The sequence below is a fragment of the Phyllobacterium sp. UNC302MFCol5.2 genome (assembly GCF_000686005.1).
GTDB lineage: Bacteria > Pseudomonadota > Alphaproteobacteria > Rhizobiales > Rhizobiaceae > Phyllobacterium > Phyllobacterium pellucidum.
The window spans coordinates 1,384,031-1,402,029 of sequence record NZ_JMLL01000010.1; the positions used below are offsets into that span (position 1 = coordinate 1,384,031).

General features: G+C 57.2%; 17 protein-coding genes and 1 tRNA gene. 11 read left to right on the forward strand and 7 right to left on the reverse strand.

The features are described 5' to 3' along the window. Positions 1-74: 74 nt before the first annotated feature. From coaE to BR48_RS0108650, 4 genes are read right to left on the reverse strand one after another with little or no spacing between them, the layout of a single operon-like run. Entirely contained in the window at positions 75-662 is a 588-nt protein-coding gene (gene coaE, locus BR48_RS0108635; protein ID WP_027230931.1) for a dephospho-CoA kinase, read from the reverse strand. Continuing rightward, positions 659-1,495 (reverse strand): shikimate dehydrogenase, encoded by an 837-nt coding sequence (locus tag BR48_RS0108640; protein ID WP_027230932.1) that lies wholly within the window; start codon positions 1,493-1,495, stop codon positions 659-661. Before BR48_RS0108640 ends, coaE begins: the two co-directional genes overlap by 4 nt. Next, positions 1,488-2,081: a Maf-like protein gene (locus BR48_RS0108645; RefSeq protein WP_027230933.1), complete on the reverse strand. Its 594-nt coding sequence runs from the start codon at positions 2,079-2,081 to the stop codon at positions 1,488-1,490. Before BR48_RS0108645 ends, BR48_RS0108640 begins: the two co-directional genes overlap by 8 nt. Positions 2,082-2,112: 31 nt before the next feature. Continuing rightward, entirely contained in the window at positions 2,113-2,934 is an 822-nt protein-coding gene (locus BR48_RS0108650; protein WP_027230934.1) for a pyruvate, water dikinase regulatory protein, read from the reverse strand. 410 nt (positions 2,935-3,344) lie between these two features. Between BR48_RS0108650 and hemE the strand changes: the two genes are divergently transcribed. The 3 genes from hemE (at position 3,345) to rho (ending at position 6,408) form a co-directional block, all read left to right on the forward strand. Next, positions 3,345-4,376, forward strand: coding sequence for a uroporphyrinogen decarboxylase (hemE, locus tag BR48_RS0108660; RefSeq protein WP_027230935.1), 1,032 nt, complete (start codon positions 3,345-3,347; stop codon positions 4,374-4,376). 24 nt (positions 4,377-4,400) lie between these two features. Next, positions 4,401-4,940 (forward strand): protoporphyrinogen oxidase HemJ, encoded by a 540-nt coding sequence (gene hemJ, locus BR48_RS0108665; RefSeq protein WP_027230936.1) that lies wholly within the window; start codon positions 4,401-4,403, stop codon positions 4,938-4,940. A gap of 202 nt (positions 4,941-5,142) precedes the next feature. Further along, positions 5,143-6,408, forward strand: coding sequence for a transcription termination factor Rho (gene rho, locus BR48_RS0108670; RefSeq protein WP_027230937.1), 1,266 nt, complete (start codon positions 5,143-5,145; stop codon positions 6,406-6,408). Position 6,409: 1 nt separating this feature from the next. On the opposite strand, the gene BR48_RS0108675 is transcribed toward rho, so the two are convergent. Next, entirely contained in the window at positions 6,410-8,416 is a 2,007-nt protein-coding gene (locus BR48_RS0108675; RefSeq protein WP_027230938.1) for a thioredoxin domain-containing protein, read from the reverse strand. A 66-nt stretch (positions 8,417-8,482) separates the two neighbouring features. Here BR48_RS0108675 and mnmE point away from each other — a divergent pair, with 66 nt between their 5' ends. The 5 genes from mnmE to BR48_RS0108700 all read left to right on the forward strand — a co-directional run bounded on the left by mnmE (position 8,483) and on the right by BR48_RS0108700 (position 14,241). Further along, the gene (gene mnmE / locus BR48_RS0108680) at positions 8,483-9,814 is read left to right on the forward strand and encodes a tRNA uridine-5-carboxymethylaminomethyl(34) synthesis GTPase MnmE (RefSeq protein WP_027230939.1); all 1,332 of its coding nucleotides are present in this window, start codon (positions 8,483-8,485) and stop codon (positions 9,812-9,814) included. Positions 9,815-9,953: 139 nt separating this feature from the next. Further along, positions 9,954-11,825, forward strand: coding sequence for a tRNA uridine-5-carboxymethylaminomethyl(34) synthesis enzyme MnmG (gene mnmG, locus BR48_RS0108685; protein WP_081815799.1), 1,872 nt, complete (start codon positions 9,954-9,956; stop codon positions 11,823-11,825). Continuing rightward, complete coding sequence (rsmG, locus tag BR48_RS0108690) at positions 11,822-12,466, forward strand: 16S rRNA (guanine(527)-N(7))-methyltransferase RsmG (RefSeq protein WP_027230941.1); 645 nt, start codon at positions 11,822-11,824, stop codon at positions 12,464-12,466. Before mnmG ends, rsmG begins: the two co-directional genes overlap by 4 nt. Before the next feature lie 54 nt (positions 12,467-12,520). Further along, a complete protein-coding gene (locus tag BR48_RS0108695) occupies positions 12,521-13,315 on the forward strand; it encodes a ParA family protein (RefSeq protein ID WP_027230942.1) in 795 nt (264 codons plus the stop codon). A 41-nt stretch (positions 13,316-13,356) separates the two neighbouring features. Beyond that, entirely contained in the window at positions 13,357-14,241 is an 885-nt protein-coding gene (locus BR48_RS0108700) for a ParB/RepB/Spo0J family partition protein (protein WP_027230943.1), read from the forward strand. 18 nt (positions 14,242-14,259) lie between these two features. Here BR48_RS0108700 and holA read toward each other — a convergent pair whose 3' ends face one another. Both holA and BR48_RS0108710 read right to left on the reverse strand, forming a co-directional pair. Further along, positions 14,260-15,309 carry a DNA polymerase III subunit delta gene (gene holA, locus BR48_RS0108705; protein ID WP_027230944.1) on the reverse strand — a complete coding sequence of 350 codons (1,050 nt, stop codon included), beginning with the start codon at positions 15,307-15,309 and terminating at the stop codon, positions 14,260-14,262. A 143-nt stretch (positions 15,310-15,452) separates the two neighbouring features. Continuing rightward, positions 15,453-15,527, reverse strand: a tRNA-Gly gene (locus BR48_RS0108710). Between the two features lie 199 nt (positions 15,528-15,726). On the opposite strand from BR48_RS0108710, the gene BR48_RS0108715 reads away from it, so the two are divergent. From BR48_RS0108715 to BR48_RS0108725, 3 genes are read left to right on the forward strand one after another with little or no spacing between them, the layout of a single operon-like run. Then, positions 15,727-16,236, forward strand: coding sequence for a prolyl-tRNA synthetase associated domain-containing protein (locus BR48_RS0108715; RefSeq protein ID WP_027230945.1), 510 nt, complete (start codon positions 15,727-15,729; stop codon positions 16,234-16,236). Between the two features lie 53 nt (positions 16,237-16,289). Beyond that, positions 16,290-17,270 (forward strand): thioredoxin, encoded by a 981-nt coding sequence (gene trxA / locus BR48_RS0108720; protein ID WP_027230946.1) that lies wholly within the window; start codon positions 16,290-16,292, stop codon positions 17,268-17,270. A gap of 59 nt (positions 17,271-17,329) precedes the next feature. After that, entirely contained in the window at positions 17,330-17,992 is a 663-nt protein-coding gene (locus tag BR48_RS0108725; RefSeq protein ID WP_027230947.1) for an LON peptidase substrate-binding domain-containing protein, read from the forward strand. Positions 17,993-17,999: the final 7 nt, after the last annotated feature.

Below are 17,999 nucleotides of genomic sequence, written 5' to 3' on the forward strand. Positions count from 1 at the left end.
TTGCCCACGTTCCATGAAACCAGCGCGTGGGGCAAGTCCGGATTGTCAGTATCCCCTTTTCAACGAACGAGGGCTCACGCCTCAGCGATCAGCGCCGCGATGATCTTGTTGACTGCGGCGCGCGTGATAGCAAAATCGTAACGCGTGTCGACAACGAAATCCGCCCGCCTTCTCTTTTCGGCGTCGGGCATTTGGCGGGCCAGGATTGCTTCGAGCTTTTCCGGCGTCATGCCCGGCCGATCGAGGACGCGTTGGCGTTGCACCTCTTCCGGCGCAGAAACGACGAGAACCTTGTCCACGCGCTTTTCGCCGCCAGTTTCGAACAGGAGCGGAATGTCGAGGACAATCAACTTTTCCCCGCGCTCCCGCGCCTCATCGCGAAACCTGATTTCTTCGTCGCGAACGAGCGGGTGGATGATTGCCTCGAGCCGCTTCAACGCCTCGGGATTGCCGACGACGGCCGACGAGAGCTTCGTGCGATCAACCGTGCCGCCCGCCGTCGTTCCAGGGAACGCGTCTTCGATCAGGGGCACGGCGACGCCGGAGTAAAGCCTGTGCACGGCGTCATCGGCCGAATGTACCGGAATTCCGGCATCCATGAACATCTGCGCCGCGGTGGATTTGCCCATGCCGATAGATCCGGTGAGCCCAAGCACGATCATCGCTTTGCCATATCCGCGAGCACAAGGTCGCGCAATTCAACGGTTACTTCCGGCCTTTTCCCGAACCAGTGTTCGAAGCCGGGTACCGCCTGATGCAACAGCATGCCGAGCCCATCGACGGTCTTCAATCCGCAAGCGCGTGCGGCATGCAGCAGCGGTGTTTCGAGCGGAACGTAAACAATATCGGTGACCAGGGCGTCCGGTCTGGCACTTGCAAGATCAATCTCCAGTTCATCCTTGCCTTCCATGCCGAGCGAAGTCGTATTCACGATGAGATCGGCGTCCCGTGTCAGTTCGGGCACGGCCGCCCAGGAATGAGCGCTAACGCCTTTGCCAAATCGGTCGGCAAGTTCCTGCGCACGGCCAAGGGTACGATTGACGATGCGGATATCGCTGAAGCCGCGCTGCTTCAGCGCATAGACAATGGCGCGGCTGGCGCCGCCCGCGCCGAGAACAAGTGCGCTGCTGCCCTTGTCCCAGCCCGGGCCATAAGCGTCGAGATTTGCCGCAAAGCCATAGGCATCCGTATTCCCGCCCCAAAGCGCGCCGTCGCGGAACCAAAGCGTGTTGACCGCCCCAATCTCCTCTGCAGCGGCATCGAGCCTATCGGCGAGAGCGAAGGCTGCTTCCTTGTGTGGAAGGGTAATATTGCCGCCGACCAAACCGGCCTGCCGCATCCCGGTGACGAAGTTCGCGAAACTATCAGGCGCAACTTCAATCGCCCGGTAGGAGCCGGCAATTCCATGGGTCTTCAGCCAATGGCCATGAATGAGCGGCGAGCGCGAATGGCGAATGGGATAACCAGCAACAAAGGCATGCAATGCGTCAGCCATCGATGGCACCTTCCCGGCGCAGTTCAACAAGCAATGGCAGCAAGGGCAGGCCGACAATGGTGAAATAGTCGCCGTCAATCTTTTCGAACAATTGCACGCCCTCGCCCTCGATCTGATAGGCACCGACACTTTGCAGGGCAATCTCGCCGGCACGAGAAAGGTAACGACCGATAAAGCCCGGGTCGAGATCGCGCACCGTCATGCGGGCCACCGATACGTGTCGCCACAAGGTCTCGCCGTCCCTGGCAAGCACCACAGCGCTGTTCAGATGATGGGTCTGGCCCGAAAGCTTGAGCAATTGCCGGCGGGCAGCATCCATGTCGGCAGGTTTGTGCAGCACCTCATCGCCAAGGGACAAGGTTTGATCCGACCCGATCACCAAGGCCCCGGGATTGCGTTCGCTTACATCGAGCGCCTTGGCTTCGGCAAGAACAAGCGCGACATCTTCGGGTGTTGCGCCGGTGTCGTAAAGCGGCGCTTCCACCGCGCGCTCGTCGATATTCGCCGCTTGCGCCGTGAAGCTAATACCGGCGTTTTTCAAGAGCGTGGCGCGGAACGGGCTCTTGGAGGCTAGGATAATATCCATGGCGTCGTCCTCGTGATTGTTGCTGGTTGCGTTATCGCCCCTCTGCACGGAGGGCAAGCACCGCGGCAGCGGTTTCTTCGATGGAGCGGCGCGATACATCTATCATCGGCCAGTTGTGGCGATGACATATCTGCCTCGCATAGGTCAATTCCTCGATGATGTTGGCGCGATCGAGGTACTGCTCAGCATCGAAATTCTGCGAAGCGCCGAGCACCCGGTGCTGGCGCACCTGCGATATCCGTTCGGCAGACGCGACAAGTCCAACGACCAGCGGCCTTTGCGAGCGAACAAGAACATCGGGTATCGGAACGCCGACGACGATCGGCACATTGACCGTCTTGATACCGCGATTTGCGAGATAAATGCTTGTCGGCGTTTTAGACGTTCGGGAAATGCCGATGAGGACGACATCCGCTTCCTCCATGTCGAGCGGCAATTGGCCGTCATCGTGCTCCATGGTGAAGTTCAACGCATCGATGCGGCGGAAATACTCGGCGTTGAGGACATGTTGTGCGCCGACGCGTCGCCCCGCCGGCGTGCCCAGATAAGATTGAAATATTCCGAGAACGGGTTCCAGCACCGAGACGCAGGGCACGCCCAGCGCCACACAGCCGTCGTGGATCATCGCCGCAAGGCGTTGATCGATAATCGTATAAAGAACGATTCCGGGCTCGGCATCTATGCTGTCGAGCACGCGGCGGATCTGCTTTTCCGTGCGTATCAGCGGATAAATGTGTTCGATCGCCCGCGCATGGGCATATTGCGCCGAGGCCGCTCGGCCAGCGGCGATGAGAGTCTCTCCGGTCGCATCAGAAATCATGTGGAGATGGAAGTAGTTTACCGGTTTCGTCACAGGAATTTCCACGCTCTGTTGATGGCTGGGGATAAAACGCCCCGCCTGCCACAACAGATGGCAGCCATGTGAATTCTTGGCAAGTCATCCACAGCGGGCACGCCTGTGGGCGTCTCTTCGCAGGGCTGCGGCACTGTGGGGAAATTCAAAATCTCTCCATGCTTGTCCGCCATTTCTTCACAGGAATTTCCACAGATACCCTCAACATAACTCATTGAATTATATTTATAAAATCGACAGTCCTTACAAAACCTTCCAGAATCTGTTTGGCTATCCCGGACTAATCGTTCAATTGTTAGCTGTGGGAAAGTTCTGGCATTCCGGTAATTCCCAGTACAAACAGACTCTAAGAATCAGAAAATCCAAAATAGATCTGAATTTCTTTTTTATAGAACAGGGTGGAGAGAACGATGGTTCGCAAAGTGATGAAAGTCCTTGGAGGCGAGACTGTCTTCCCTCCTCCAATCTGGATGATGCGCCAAGCGGGGCGCTATCTGCCTGAATACCGGGAGGTCAGAAAGAACGCTGGAAGTTTTCTCGACCTTTGCTATTCACCCGACCTTGCCGTCGAAGTGACCATGCAGCCGATCCGTCGGTTCGGCTTTGATGCGGCAATTCTGTTTTCCGATATTCTCGTCGTGCCGCACGCACTGGGTCGTGATCTTCGTTTCGAAGAAGGTCGCGGTCCGTTGATGACGCCGATCGATGTCGATGGAATATTCTGGCTTGAATCGGGTGGGGCGGCTGATCGCCTGGAGCCGGTCTACGAGACCGTTCGGCTTCTGCGCCAGCAGCTGCCTAACGAGACGACGCTGCTCGGCTTCTGCGGGGCGCCCTGGACCGTTGCGACCTATATGATCGCCGGACACGGTACGCCGGACCAGGCGCCGGCCCGTCTTTTCGCCTATCGCCATCCCGATGCATTTCAGAAATTGCTGGACGAGCTTGCCGATGTCTCAGCCGAATATCTCATCAGGCAAATTGGGGCCGGCGCCGATGCCGTGCAAATCTTCGATTCCTGGGCAGGTGTTCTCGACGAAGCGTCGTTCGAACAATTTTGCATCGCTCCGGTAGCGCGGATCGTGGAGAAGGTTCGGGCGGTTCATCCGACTGTGCCGATCATCGGATTTCCAAAGGGCGCAGGCGCACTTTATGCCAACTATCGTGAGCGAACCGGCGTTACAGCACTGGGCCTCGATTGGTCTGTGCCGCTTTCCATGGCGTCATCCTTGCAGGGTAGTGGTCCGGTTCAGGGTAACCTCGATCCCTTACGGGTCGTTGCCGGCGGCAAACCGCTCGACGATGGTGTCGATGCAATTCTCGAAGCTTTGGGACATGGCCCGCTGATATTCAATCTCGGTCATGGCATTACGCCGGACGCCCCTGTCGCGCATGTGGAGCAGATGATCCACCGCGTGGGCCTCGCGTCTCCGCGGCCCTGATATGGCGAATACGGGGTTCGATCGATGAGTAATTCGGGTTCAGCTGAGACCAACTCCAGCAATGTTCCGCTTCTTCCGCGTGTGATCGTCGCGGCTGTTGCGCTGTGCCTGGTTGTCCTGGTTGTTTTCTATCCTGACGATGCCTATTTATGGGTGAAGGCTGTCCATGTCATCGCCGTGATTTCATGGATGGCCGGGATGCTCTATCTTCCACGCCTGTTTGTCTATCATTGCGCGGTTCAGCCGGGGTCGAGCGAGTCCGAGACCTTCAAGGTCATGGAACGACGGCTGCTTAAGGCAATCATCAACCCTGCAATGGGGGTGACGTGGGTTGCGGGCCTATGGCTCGCCTGGAAGAGTGCGGCCTATATGGATGGCTGGTTCCACGTCAAGTTTCTGGCCGTTCTCATTCTTTCAGGCGTCCATGGTTACTTTTCGAAGTCGGTGAAGTTGTTTGCCGAGGACCGAAATGTCAAATCTCAGCGCTTCTGGCGGCTGATGAACGAAGTTCCGACGCTTCTCATGGTCATTATCGTCATCATGGTCATCATAAAGCCATTTTGATTGATCACAGAAACTGCTAATCTAGCATCAAAACCAATCATGAAATCACTTGCCCTTGCTGGCTGGATTAGCTAGATAGGGGCCTCCTCTCCGGAAATACCGCCACAGCATCTTCAGCCAAATCTTTTTTCTGGCACTGCGTTTGGGCATCGTCATTTCCCTTTCCCATTTCTCAACATTAAAATTAAGAGTTCCGCCACACATGCAGGAAATGAAACTACAAGAACTCAAGAACAAGACGGCGGTTGACCTTCTCGCCTTTGCGGAGTCGCTTGAGGTGGAAAATGCCAGCGTCATGCGCAAACAGGAATTGATGTTTGCGATACTGAAAAAGCTGGCTTCGCAAGAAGTCGAGATCATCGGCGAGGGCGTTGTCGAAATCTTGCAGGATGGATTTGGCTTTATGCGGTCCGCCAACGCCAACTACCTCCCAGGTCCGGACGATATTTATATTTCGCCGTCGCAGATACGGCGGTTTTCGCTGAAGACCGGCGATACGGTCGAGGGTCCCATTCGCGGCCCGAAGGAAGGCGAGCGTTATTTTGCGCTGCTCAAGGTCAATACGATCAATTTCGAAGACCCCGAGAAGATCCGCCACAAGATCCACTTCGACAATCTGACGCCGCTCTATCCGAACGAGCGCTTCAAGATGGAGCTGGAAAATCCGACCACCAAGGATCTGTCAGCGCGCGTGATCGATCTCGTCGCGCCGCTCGGTAAAGGCCAGCGCGGTCTCATCGTTGCACCGCCGCGTACGGGTAAGACTGTCCTCCTCCAGAACATCGCTCATTCCATTACTGCCAATCATCCCGAATGCTATCTCATCGTTCTTCTCATCGATGAGCGTCCGGAAGAAGTCACGGACATGCAGCGTTCGGTAAAGGGCGAAGTTGTATCATCGACATTCGACGAGCCGGCCTCGCGCCACGTTCAGGTCGCCGAGATGGTGATCGAAAAGGCCAAGCGGCTGGTTGAGCACGGACGCGACGTCGTTATCCTCCTCGATTCCATCACCCGCCTCGGACGCGCCTACAATACGGTCGTGCCGTCATCGGGTAAGGTTCTGACCGGCGGTGTCGACGCCAACGCCCTGCAGCGTCCGAAACGTTTCTTTGGCGCGGCCCGCAATATCGAAGAAGGCGGTTCGTTGACAATCATCGCGACGGCCCTGATCGATACCGGCAGCCGCATGGACGAAGTTATCTTTGAAGAATTCAAGGGTACCGGCAACTCGGAAATCGTGCTCGACCGCAAGGTCGCCGACAAGCGTATTTTCCCGGCGATGGACATTCTGAAGTCCGGCACGCGCAAGGAAGACCTTCTCGTTCCCCGCCAGGATCTCCAGAAGATCTTCGTTCTGCGCCGCATTTTGGCGCCTATGGGAACGACCGACGCGATAGAATTCCTCATCGACAAGCTCAAGCAGACCAAGACCAATGGCGAGTTCTTCGACTCGATGAATACATAACCTAGCTGCCCGGTCGAAGCAGTGCAGACAGCGCTTCGGCAGATGTTACAGGTGCAAGGCATACAAACCCGCGGCAAAGATAGGCCGCGGGTTTTTCTATTGTGACATCGCCACCGCCGCCTATGAGTTCGACCTTCTTGCCTTCGGTGAATTCAATCCAGATATCGCTGCGCCGCGGATCGGGAGAACGCCGTGCGGTCTCCACCAGCGGGTGATCGAGGGTTGGCGTCACAATGGTGAGTTTCAAAGGCTCGAGCAGCAGGCTGGCGCTGTTGAGAACCCCGGCTTGGCCGAAACGCTGCTGCAGCACACGGCCGATTGCACCTTCCGTCATCCGCTCCGTTCGCTCGCGCAGCTGGTCGTCGTTGGATAGCGTGGCAAGACGCGCCATGGCCTCGATGATCTGGCCGGTCGCGCTTGGTATGGCCTCATCCTGGTCCCCGCGCACGCGGATGACAACGTCGCCACTATCGGAAGCGGTCAGGGCATATCCGCCGTCCGGAGCTTGATACCAATCATCAAGCGCAGCAAGCCAGCGGCGAGCGTCGGCGATATAGGCGTGCTCATGCGTTACCTGATACAATGAAAGCGCGGCATTCATCATGGCGCCATAGTCGGACGACAATCCCGGAAATTGGCGCGAATTTCCCAAGACTGAGTGAGGAAGACGATCCTCGACCATCGATTCGGCAACGGAACGATAGGTTTCAATCGCAAGCGCCTGCCAATCCGGGCGATCAAATAGAGCCGAAGCTTCGGCAAGCGCACGAATGGCAAGGCCATTCCAGTCGGTTAGTGCTTTATGGTCCCGGCCAGGTCTCGGCCTTGCCTCGCGTAACTCAAAAAGCTTGCGCCGTTGGCGAGCGAGATCTGCCTCTTCGTGGGCGCTGCCCAATCGAGGCGTTCGCAATCTGTTAAGGATATTTTTACCCTCCCAGTTACCGCCTTCGCTCACATCGTAGACTTCGCGGAAGGTCTCGAAATCCGCGTCGCCCGGCACCTCTTTGCTCGACCACACGTAGAAGCGGCCTTCTTCGCCCTCACTATCTGCATCGAGGCTCGCAGCGAACCTGCCATCGATACGCATATCGCGTTCTAGCCACGCAACTGACTCTTCGATTCGTTCACGAAACAATTCTTCGCCCGTCGCCGCATATGCCCAAGTGGCATGGCGGATCATCTGTGCATTGTCGTAAAGCATCTTTTCGAAATGCGGCACGAGCCAGTTCTCGTCCACCGAGTAACGCGACAGTCCTCCCCCTAGGTGATCGTAGATTCCTCCCTGCAGCATCATATGCAGGCTGGTCAAAAAGGCGTCGCGATGGGTCTTCGCACTCGTACGCAGCCAGGACAGCCATAAAGCATCCATGAACGGCGCACTCGGAAACTTGGGCGCACCGGCAATGCCGCCTTTCTCGAGGTCCATCATTTCGAAGACATTGTTGGCGAATTGATCAAAGAGTGCTGCATCAAGTTTTGACGGCTCCGCACGCGCATCAAGGCGACTGCTGACATGATTCACTAGAGCCTGAACGTTTTGTTCGACGCGAATCCTGTCTTCATGCCACACCTTGCTGATCAGGCGCAGGACATCGAGAAAGCCGGGCTTGCCATAGCGTGAATGCTTCGGAAAATAGGTGCCGCCCCAGAAAGGCTTTGCTTCCGGCGTTAGAAACATCGTCAGGGGCCACCCGCCCTGTTCGCCCATAGCGCCGAGCGCGGCCATATAGATTTGGTCGATGTCGGGTCGCTCCTCGCGGTCGACCTTGACGTTGACAAAAAGCTCGTTCATCAGAGTCGCCACCTCGGTGTCTTCGAAACACTCGTGGGCCATAACGTGGCACCAGTGGCAAGCGGCATAACCCACAGATAGCAGGATAGGCTTTTGCACATCCCGTGCCTCGGCGAGTGCAGCAGGACCCCACGCCCGCCAATGGACAGGATTCGTGGCGTGCTGACGCAGGTAAGGGCTTGATTCCTGGCCAAGTAGGTTTCGTTGCTCAGTCATCTTCGCTGCAGCCTTTTCGAAGAAGCCTTGAATGGCTATTGAGACATTCTAGTACGGATGATTAAAATGAAACAGAGCGTCTCCGGCGAGACTATATTCGCACTTTCTAGTGGCAGACTGCCTTCCGGTGTCGCGGTCATCCGCCTGTCTGGACCAGAGACTCGATTCGTTATCGAAACAATCTGCGGTAAGTTGCCAGCGCCACGCGTGGCTGCGCTGAGAACATTCGTTGATGGTGACGGTAATCCTATCGACCGAGGCCTTGTTATCTATTTTCCGCCTCCGAGGAGTTTCACCGGTGAGGAGTGCGGGGAATTTCATCTGCACGGCGGCAAGGCGGTCGTCGACGCAATGATTACCTGCATGTACTCCTTTGAGGGTTGTCGGATGGCCGAGGCCGGCGAGTTTACCAAGCGCGCCTATGCAAATGGCAAATTCGACCTGACGGTCGCCGAAGGGCTTGCGGACCTCATTGCTGCCGAGACCGAGGGGCAGCGGAGGCTCGCCTTGCACATTGCCTCGGGAGCGCAAGCGTCGCTCTATTCGGGTTGGCGCCAGGAACTCATTCGCGCGCGCGCGCTTATCGAAGCAGAACTCGACTTTGCCGACGAGGCGGATGTGCCGGGCTCAGTCTCGGATCAGGTGTGGACCGATCTTAGCGAACTCGGCCAACGGATTAGCAAGCACGTGGCGGACGGCAAGCGAGGTGTTCTTGTTCGCGACGGCTTCCGTGTGGTCATAGTAGGAGAGCCCAACGCAGGTAAGTCAAGTCTGCTCAATGCGCTTGCGGGAAGCGATGTCGCCATCGTCTCCGACGAGCCTGGAACAACACGCGACTTAATTGAGATCAAACTTGACCTCGGAGGCCTTCCGGTCCTCGTGACGGACACGGCAGGCTTGCGTGACACGGAGGGAAAAGTCGAACGCATCGGAATTAATCGTGCACGAGAACGCGCCGCGGCCGCCGACCTGGTGGTCGCGCTGGTCGATCTTTCCAATGCTGCCGCCGACTTCCCGGGAGATGTCGATAACGCGGCCGTGCTGCGCGTTGGCACCAAGTTCGACCTGAACCCGGCCTATAAACGAGATGACTGCGATCTGGTGATTTCGGTACGAGACAATGATGGACTTGAAGCGTTGCTCGCGATCTTCGCTAAACGCGCCGCCGAGGCTGCGGGCAATTTGAGTGATCCATTACCGACGCGACGCCGTCATCTCGAGCTTCTGGCGGTAACGAGCCACGAACTTGAAATGGCCGTCAGACAAGACAATGCGCCTCTCGAAGTGCGGGCCGAGTTCTTGCGACGCGCTTCCTTCGCGCTGGGACGAATTACGGGCCATGTCGATGTTGAGGATATACTTGATGTCGTCTTCTCGCAGTTCTGCATCGGCAAATGATTCACGTGAAACATCGAGTCAAACGAGCTTTTCGAAATACTGATGTTTCACGTGAAACATTGTATAGCGGCCCATACTTGACTCCACGTTGAGTTTTGCCCATCAAGGCAAGGATTCGAATCTCTGAAAGCAATGTATCGTGCAAGACGTCTATGATGTCATCGTCATCGGTGGTGGCCACGCTGGCTGCGAGGCTGCGGCAGCCTCCGCGCGCTTTGGCGCGAAAACCGCGCTGGTAACACATCGCGCGGAAACAATTGGAGTTATGTCCTGCAATCCCGCCATCGGCGGCTTGGGTAAGGGCCACCTCGTCCGAGAGATCGATGCTCTTGATGGCTTGATGGGGCGTGTGGCGGATGCTGCGGGTATTCAGTTCAGATTGCTCAACCGCCGCAAGGGCCCCGCGGTGCGCGGGCCGAGAACGCAGGCCGACCGCAAGCTCTACCGGCTGGCAATGCAGCAAGCTATCGCAGAGCAGCCAAATCTGGACGTGGTCGAGGGCGGAGCCAATGACCTGATTATCGCTGACGGTAAAGTCAGCAGTGTTCAACTCATGGACGGGCGCGTGCTCTCTTGCGGCGCCGTCGTGCTGACGACTGGAACTTTTCTTCGCGGTCTCATCCACATCGGTGAGAAGAAGATACCGGCGGGCCGAATGGGCGAAGCGCCGGCTCTGGGACTCTCCGATACGCTCATGCGTCACGAGTTTGCGCTGGGTCGGCTTAAGACGGGCACCCCACCACGATTGGACGGTAGAACCATTGACTGGGACGGACTGGATGTCCAGTCGGCGGATGAAGAGCCCCTGCCCTTCTCGCTGATGACGGATGCCATCAATAACCCGCAGCTTGATTGTGGCATTACCCGTACGACGCTCAGGACCCACGACATCATCCGGGCGAATCTGCATCGCTCGGCGATGTACTCAGGTTCGATCGAAGGGATTGGTCCGCGCTATTGTCCATCGGTCGAAGACAAAATCGTCAAATTCGGCGACCGTGACGGGCATCAGATTTTCCTGGAGCCCGAAGGTCTCGACGACCAGACGGTCTATCCAAACGGTATTTCGACGTCGCTACCGGAAGCCGTACAGGTCGATCTTTTGAAGACGATCCCAGGACTTGAGCACGCTACAATGTTGCAGCCTGGTTATGCGATCGAATATGATTTTATCGATCCACGCGAACTTGACCGGGCTTTACAGACGCGGCGCATCGGCGGCCTGTTTCTGGCAGGGCAGATCAATGGGACTACGGGTTACGAAGAAGCTGCCGCTCAAGGTCTGCTGGCTGGATTAAATGCGGCTCGCTTGGCAGGGGCTGGTGACCCGGTTATTATGCAGCGGACAGAAGCTTATATTGGTGTGATGGTCGATGATCTGACTTCCCGCGGTGTGAGCGAACCCTATCGAATGTTTACCTCCCGTGCAGAATTCCGGCTGTCGCTTCGTGCTGACAATGCCGACGAACGCTTGACGCCGGTGGCCGAGAAGCTGGGCATTCTCGGTGCTGCGCGTCGTGCGCGCTTTGCAGCACGGACCCGCGACCTCGATGCGGCGCGTGAACTTGCGCAGAGCCTCAGTATTACACCGAACGCCGCCGCTGCTCATGATCTGCATCTCAACCGTGATGGCATTCGCCGGTCGGCCTACGAGCTGTTGGCCTTTCCGGATATTGATCTTGGTCGGATCAAGCGGATTTGGCCCGAAATTGGTGAACTCAATCCGCGCATTGCCGAAGCGCTGGAAATCGAAGCGCAGTACGCTGTCTATCTCGACCGCCAGAAGGCCGACGTCGCGGCAATGGAGCGAGAGGAAGCTCTCGTGATTCCTGCGTCGGTTGACTTTGCAACGACTTCGGGACTTTCGAACGAGTTGAAGCAAAAGCTGAAACAGCGACAGCCGCGGTCGATCGCGGAAGCCCAGCGCATTGATGGGATGACACCGGCAGCCCTTGCTCTGATCATTACCCAGATACGCAAGGTGACAACAGGCGCTCGAGACGTCGCGTGAGTGATCAGCGCGAAGCAAGTCTAAAAAAAGTGTTATCCACTGTTTCACGTGAAACAGTCGATTATCTTATCGGGTTTGAAGACCTATTCCGCAAATGGTCAAAGGCGATCAATCTCGCCTCCCCATCTACGCTTGATCAGCTGTGGGATCGTCACATTGTCGATAGCGCGCAATTATTCAATCTCGCGCCTAATGCAAAGACGTGGCTGGATCTGGGGTCGGGCGGAGGCTTTCCGGGCGTCGTAATCGCAATTCTTCTTAATGAACGCCATGGCGGAAAAATTGACCTGGTTGAGAGCAACGGCAAGAAGGCGGCGTTCTTGCGGACCGCGATCGGGCAGTTCAAGGCACCCGGGATCGTTCACGCGGCGCGGATAGACAATGTATGGAGCAAGATCGCAACGCCGGATATTGTGACGGCTCGTGCATTGGCACCTTTAAGTGACCTCTTCGTTCTTGCCGGCCCGTGGCTCAGAGGCGGAGCGACCGCGCTTTTTCAAAAAGGGCGGGATTACCGGCGAGAAATCGCGGAAACCCGTGACGATTGGGTCTTCGATCTGGTAGAACACCAAAGTGCGGTCGACAAAGATTCGGTAATCTTGCAGATCAGCAATCTGCGCCCAACCGAACCTCGCGTCTAACACACGCGCGATTCGTCCGCCTCTGGAATACGGTTTCTGCTCAGGAAGATAGTGATGAACAGTCAGACTCGCATCATTACCATAGCCAATCAGAAAGGCGGGGTTGGCAAGACAACCACCGCAATCAATCTGGCAACGGCCTTGGCAGCTATTGGCGAGAACGTCCTGGTGGTCGATCTTGATCCACAGGGCAATGCTAGCACCGGGCTTGGTATCGATCGCAAAAATCGCGACGTTTCCTCGTATGATGTACTTATGCAGACTGCATCGGTGGAGGACGCTGCGGTTGTGACAGCAGTTCCGAATTTGTCTTTGATTCCATCGACACTCGACCTCCTTGGTGTCGAAATGGAAATCGCCAACGCTGCGGACCGGGCCACGCGATTGCGCAAGGCCTTCCGTGGCAACCCGGCCGCCTCGCCATATTCCTATATATTGATCGATTGTCCGCCTTCCTTGAATCTATTGACGATGAACGCCATGGCGGTTGCAGACTCGGTCTTGGTGCCTTTGCAGTGTGAATTCTTCGCGCTCGAAGGGCTCAGCCAGCTGCTGGAAACCGTCAGCCAGGTTCGTGCTTCGCTCAATCCCCAGCTGAATATACAGGGCATTGTCCTCACCATGTATGACGGCCGTAACAATCTGGCGACGCAGGTGGTTGACGATGTACGCTCGTTCATGGGGGACAAAGTTTATCGGACGGTCATTCCGCGTAATGTTCGCGTTTCTGAAGCGCCCTCTTACGGTATCCCGGCTATCCTTTATGATTTGAAATGCGCAGGCAGCCAGGCCTACCTTCAGCTCGCATCGGAAGTCATCCAGCGCGAGCGCCATCTGCGCGCGGCCTGAATATCGATTCGAAGACGAAATGATTATGAAAGTTGACGACCATGAATGAAGATCTCTCGAAAAAGCGCCTTGGCCGTGGACTTGCGGCGCTTATCGGTGAAATGGACCGCGTTCCCGAGGAAAGCGCATCGCATCCGGTGGCGCCTCAGGACCGAAACATTCCGATCGAATTCATTACGCGCAACCCACGCAATCCGCGCCGGCTTTTCACGGAAGGCGATCTTGAGGATCTGACGCAGTCGATCCGCAAACACGGCATCGTCCAGCCGGTTGTCGTGCGTCCCGTCAGCGGTTCGCCGGATCACTATGAACTCATTGCCGGAGAACGCCGCTGGCGTGCGGCGCAGCGCGCCGGCGTGGCATCGATCCCTGTGATCATTCGCGAGGTTAATGATCGCGTTGCGCTTGAGCTTGCGATCATCGAGAACGTCCAGCGCGCCGATCTCAATCCGATCGAAGAAGGCATGGGATATCAACAGCTTATAGACGATCACGAGTATACTCAAGCTGATCTTGCGCAAGTGATCGGCAAGAGCCGCAGCCATGTCGCCAATACGCTGCGCCTATTGAAATTGCCGGAGCCTGTACGCGACATGATCACCAATGGCGCGCTCTCCGCCGGCCACGCGCGTACGCTTATAACCGCCGAGAATCCCGGCGCACTCGCGGACAAGATCGTGCGCGATGGGCTGTCAGTACGCCAGGCCGAGGCCTTGGCGCAAAGCGGCGGCGAGTCGCCGACACCGAAGCCGAGGGCCGAGCGCGACAGCGAAAAGGACGCCGATACACGGGCTTTGGAAAAGCTGCTTTCCGATGTGACCGGCATGCGCGTGACGGTAAATCATCAGAACAAGGGCGGCGACGTGCGCATTCATTACACGACGCTGGAGCAACTCGACGAGGTTTGCCGGCGCCTGCAAAGCTGATTTCCCAGCGAAATCCCGTTAACGGCCGGGCCGTCCGGCCCGCGCCGCTTCCGCCGCCAGCGCAATGAGCGACTGGCGGATAATTGGCACAGCCAGATCCGCATTGCGCCGACTTTCGAGAACGGTTTTCTGCAAGCGCTCGATGGCGCGGGCACACGTCAGGGTTGACCAACGCTGCAATGCCGTCTCCACGAGCTTTTTGCGCGCAAAAAATACGGGCGGCTTGGCCGTCGCAACGGTCGATCCCGCATTTTTGCCCTCCGTTTCCATGCCGTAACGTAACGTTTGTAACGACTGAAACTGGCGAATCGCGGTGCTCAAGATGAGAAAGCTCGATGAGCCCGTGCCAATTACCCGGTCAAAGGCGTGGGTAAAATCGGCAAGATTGCCCACCATGATAGCGTCGATAATCGCTTCATGGGACACGGCGCTGACATCGCCAATGATGTCCCGCACGTCATCTATGGTGATGCGCTCGCTCCCGTGCGCATAGAGGCAGATTTTTTCAAGTTCACCGCGCGTCGCCAGCCGGTCGCCGCCGAGGCTCTCCTTGAGGAGGTTACGGGCATCAAGGCTGATCTGTAGTCGATAGCGCGTCATCATCTCATCAATCGTCCCATCGAGGCTGCGCGCATCGTCGCTGTAACAGGGCAAGGCCATGGCGCTGGCGCTTTGTTCGACGATGCCACGCAGGCCGGCGCCCTTCTTCAGGTCGCCGGCTTCGATGAGAATGAAGGTCGCTTGCGGAGGGTTTTTTGCAAGACGAGCGACTGCATCAGCGAGGCCCTTCTGGCCGGAGGCATTTCGCACCCAGATCAGCCGCTCACCGCCAAACATGGAGATGGTATTGGCTTCGTCGGATAGTTTTCCGGGCTCTGCCTGAACCGCATCCGCATCGAGCCGGATTACGGCAAAGGGGTCATCCGGGGGAAGGGCCGTAAGCCTGATGAATGCGGCTGCGCGTTCGGTGACGAGCCCCTTATCGGGCCCATAGATGAGAATGATGGGATAGGCTCGATCGAGCCTTCTCAGGAACGAATCGACCTCGTGCGCTTTCTTCTGTGCCATGATCCTAGGATTTACCGCTTTGGCTGGAGATTGCAATGCACGGTGGGATGAAGCGGCGATCACCGTTGGATCGGCGGGGCCAAATAGCAAGAAGGCGCCCCGGAGGACGCCTTTGCTTAAGTGCTTCAAATTATTGAGACAACTGGAGCGGGAAATGGGATTCGAACCCACGACCCCAACCTTGGCAAGGTTGTGCTCTACCCCTGAGCTACTCCCGCATGCGCCAGTCTGTCTTGCGAAGCGGGGCCTATATGGCCCAAGCGCTGGCTAATTGCAACAGGGTTTTTTCAACTTCTGAACGATATAGCGAAAAATCGGCAAAACACCCTGATCTGACTGGGCTTTTCGCTTGAGGCCGCTTCACCGAGCCATTATCTACAACGCAGAAGCCCCGCTAAACCCCTTGAGAACGTTGTCATGCCCAAAACTTTCGACGAGCTGCTGCAGTTTCTGGACGAACTCAACATCGAAATATCGACGATTCGCCATGCGCCGGTCTTCACGGTGGGCGAAGCCCAGGATCTTCGCGGTCAGATACCGGGAGCACATACGAAAAATCTCTTTCTCAAGGACAAGAAGGACAACTTCTTCCTGGTGACGGTCGACGAGGAGGCCGAGGTCGACCTGAAAACCATCCACAACAAGATTGGCGCGGCGAGCCGTGTTTCCTTTGGCAAGCCGGAAAAACTGCTCGAATATCTTGGCCTCGTTCCGGGTGCGGTGAGCGTTTTTGGCGTGATCAATGATGGTCAGCATCAAGTGAGAGTGGTCCTCGACGAGGGGCTCATGCAGCACGACACTATCAACGCACATCCCCTCAGCAATGATGCTACGACTTCCATCGGCCGCGATGATCTCTTGACGTTCCTCAAGGCGACCGGACATGATCCGCTGATCTTGAAAATAGACGGATCGGTCCCAAACTGATAGCTGGTGTCTTCAAGCTTTTGCGAACACCTGACGGATAACGGGAGAAATTGATGAGCAACACTGACAACCCGTTTGGCAGCAGCTATGGCGCTCCCACCACCGGCGCAACAAGCGTGTCGTTCGGCGCAAGTGCGCCGAACGGTACGGCGGCCGCCGCTGATTTGATCAAGGACACGACAACGGCAGCTTTCTCCAAAGACGTGATTGCCGAATCAAAGCAACAGCCGGTTCTGGTCGACTTCTGGGCGCCGTGGTGCGGGCCCTGCAAGCAGTTGACGCCGATACTTGAAAAGGCCGTGCAGACCGCCGGCGGACGGGTGAAACTCGTCAAGATGAATATCGACGATCATCCGGCTATCGCCGGGCAGCTTGGCATTCAATCCATCCCGGCTGTTATCGCCTTTGCCGACGGCAAGCCGGTCGATGGTTTTATGGGGGCCCTGCCAGAGTCCAAAGTCACCGAGTTCATCAACCGTATCGCTTCGCCGGATGGCGGCAGGGACGCCGCTATTCAATCGGCGCTTGATGCCGCAACCGAGGCGACGGAGACAGGCCATTTTGAGGAGGCAGCCCAAATCTATTCCGCCATCCTCGGCGAGGTGCCGGATCACGTTGCAGCTCTCGCCGGACTCGCAACCGCCCTTGTCGAACTCGGCGACGTGGCGCAGGCGAGGGCGAGCCTGGATCTCGTACCCGCTGACAAGCGGCAGGATGCGAGTGTGCGCACCGCCGAGGCCAGGATTGCGCTTGCCGAGCAGGTTGCGACGCTCGGTGATGCCGTAGCGCTTGAAGCCAGTCTTCAGGCAAACCCCAAGGATTATCAGGCGCGCTTCGATCTTGCGATGATCCTGAACGCGAAGGGCGTGCGGGATGCGGCAGCCGATCATCTTCTCGCCATCATGAAGGCCGATCGTGGCTGGAACGACGATGGCGCCCGCAAACAGCTGTTGCAGTTTTTCGACGCGTGGGGCCCAACCGATCCATCTTCCGTCACTGCGCGCCGTAAATTGTCATCACTGCTGTTTTCCTGAGGAAAATCAGGCACTATAGCCGTCGGTCGCGACTTGTCCGATCCGGCTTGGAGAAAATGATGAAGGCAGGAAACGTGCGCTATCGGACGCTGGAGGATATTCCGGAGAGCGTGCCGATCTTTCCGCTGTCGGGGGCATTGCTGCTACCCGGCGGACAACTGCCGCTCAATATCTTCGAACCGCGCTACCTTGCGATGATAGATGCGGCGCTTTCCGGCAAGCGCATCATCGGCATGATTCAGCCGCGCTTTGACCAGGAGGAGGGTGAAGAAGCGGAGCTGTGCGAAGTCGGCTGCCTCGGTCGAATCACCTCCTTCGCTGAAACGGGCGACGGACGCGTGCTGATCACGCTTCAAGGCATCTGCCGTTTTCGTATCGTCAAGGAACTTGGAACGCGAGCGCCCTTCCGGCAATGCAAGATCGCACCCTTGCGTGCCGATCTCGACGAAGCCGATGAGTCGGAAGTCGATCGCGCGGCGCTCCTGCGCGTCTTCCGCGCCTATCTCGACGCCAACAGCCTGGAAGCGGATTGGGACGGCATCGCCCGCGCCGGCAATGAGACACTTGTCAACGCATTGGCGATGATGTCGCCGTTCGGCGCGGCCGAAAAGCAGGCGCTGCTCGAAGCCGCCGACCTCAAGACCCGGGCAGAGACGCTTATAGCCATCACCGAAATAGCCCTCGCCAAGGATGAAGATGGCTTTGAAGGCAGCCTGCAATAGGACGAGG